The organism is Actinoallomurus acaciae (assembly GCF_042429965.1).
Classification (GTDB): Bacteria; Actinomycetota; Actinomycetes; order Streptosporangiales; family Streptosporangiaceae; genus Actinoallomurus; species Actinoallomurus acaciae.
This window is the reverse complement of sequence record NZ_JBHLZP010000926.1, coordinates 1-1,851: the sequence shown is the minus strand read 5'-3', so window position 1 is coordinate 1,851 and position 1,851 is coordinate 1. Positions and strand designations below refer to the sequence as shown.

The window sequence follows — 1,851 nt, the reverse complement described above, 5'->3', positions numbered from 1 at the left end:
GTCAGCTCCCGGATGAACAGCAAGGTCAGCGGCAGGTACAGCCCGGACCCGAGCGCGTCGACGAACAGACCGGCGACGAAGGCCTTCTCACGGGCGGGGGTGGATGAGGTCGGCGAGCGCATCCCGCCCACTGTCTCGTGACCGGCCACACGCGTGGATCGGCCGATGGTCCTACGCCCCGAGCCGAGCACCCGCCGGCGCCTCCCACGGCCCTGGACACTGCCCCGAAATCCCGCCGACCCGGCACACCCCGCCCAAGCACCCCGTGCTCAAGCAGACGCCCCGCCCGAAGACACGCCCCGCCCGAAGACACGCCCCGCCCGAAGACACGCCCCGCCCGCCCTGGGGGGCCGACCCCACTCCCATTGTCAAGGGACTCCACGCGCCAAGGGAAGACCGCGTTACCGGCTGTGGACAACCCACGGCCTTGGGGCAGGTCCTAAGCCTCTCAGCCGAGGCATGGACCGGCCCGACGGCCGATGTCCTCGTGCGGTCCCTGCTCCTAGCGTCGTCGACCATGAAGGCACTGATCACCGGGGCGTCCCGCGGACTCGGCCTTGCGCTGGCCCGTGCGCTCGCCCGCGAAGGCTGGGAACTGGTCCTCGACGCACGCGGCGGCCCCGAGCTGGAGAAGGCGGCCGCCGGGCTGGGCTCGGTACGCACCGTCGCCGGCGACGTCTCCGACCCCACGCACCGTGCCGCGCTGATCGACGCCGCGGACGGCCTGGACCTGCTGGTCAACAACGCGAGCACGCTCGGCGCCACCCCGTTGCCGGCCCTCTCCGGCTACCCGCTGGACGAGCTCACACACGCGTTCGCGGTCAACACCATCGGGCCCCTGGCGCTCATCCAGGGGCTCCTGCCGGTCCTGCGCGAACGCCGCGGCGCGATCGTCAACATCAGTTCCGACGCCGCGACCGAGCCGTACGAGGGCTGGGGCGGGTACGGCGCGACCAAGGCCGCGCTGGAGCAGCTGTCCAACGTGCTCGCCGCCGAGGAGCCCGAGGTGGCCGTGTGGTGGGTGGACCCCGGCGAGATGCGCACCGGGATGCTCGCCGCGGCCGGCGAGGACGCCGAGGCGGCGCCGCGCCCGGAGGAGGTGGCCGTGCCCGCGCTGCTCAGGCTGGTCGCCGAACGCCTGCCGAGCGGCCGCTACACCGCCTCCGGCCTGGCCCGATGACGGCGCTGGCCGCCGGCGAGGAGAGCGCGGTCCGGCCGCCGTCGCCGCTCGCGCGGCCGTACCGGCTGGCCACGATCGGGATCATCGCGATCGCCGGCCTGCTCGCGTTCGAGCAGATGGCGGTCGGGACGGCGATGCCGGTGGCAGCGCGCGACCTGCACGGTGTGCCGCTGTACGCCTGGGCGTTCAGCGCGGTGTTCATCGCCGGGCTGGTGGCCAACGGCTACGCCGGCGGCTGGGTGGACGCGCAAGGGCCCGCCCGGCCGATGTTCACCGGCCTCGCCGTCTTCGTCGCCGGGCTGCTCATCGTGGGCACGGCGCCCACGATGACCTGGTTCATCGCCGGGCGGGCGGTCCAGGGGTTCGGGTCGGGCCTCGCCGCGGTCCCGCTGTACGTCGTCGTGGCACGCGTCTACCCCGAGCAGAGCCGGCCGAAGATCTTCGCGGCGATGGCCGGGGCGTGGGTGGTGCCCTCGCTCGTCGGCCCGTCGATCGGCGGGCTGGTCGCCCAGCACTTCGGCTGGCGCTGGGTGTTCCTCGGGATCGTGCCGCTGGTGGTGCCGGCCGCGCTCGCGCTGGCCCCCACCGTCCGTGGGCTGCGCGCGGACGGCGCGATGCCGCGCGGGCGGATGCTCACGGCCGTCACGTCCTCGTAACGGACCGGCGTCCCA

2 protein-coding genes are annotated in these 1,851 nt (G+C 74.2%); both read left to right on the top strand.

Annotation, left to right across the window (positions count from 1 at the left end; translation table 11 throughout):
* Positions 1–517: 517 nt before the first annotated feature.
* Positions 518–1,180 carry an SDR family NAD(P)-dependent oxidoreductase gene (locus ACFFNX_RS48995; protein ID WP_378213328.1) on the top strand — a complete coding sequence of 221 codons (663 nt, stop codon included), beginning with the start codon at positions 518–520 and terminating at the stop codon, positions 1,178–1,180.
* Positions 1,177–1,836 carry an MFS transporter gene (locus tag ACFFNX_RS48990; RefSeq protein ID WP_378213326.1) on the top strand — a complete coding sequence of 220 codons (660 nt, stop codon included), beginning with the start codon at positions 1,177–1,179 and terminating at the stop codon, positions 1,834–1,836. Before ACFFNX_RS48995 ends, ACFFNX_RS48990 begins: the two co-directional genes overlap by 4 nt.
* The last annotated feature ends 15 nt before the right edge of the window (positions 1,837–1,851 follow it).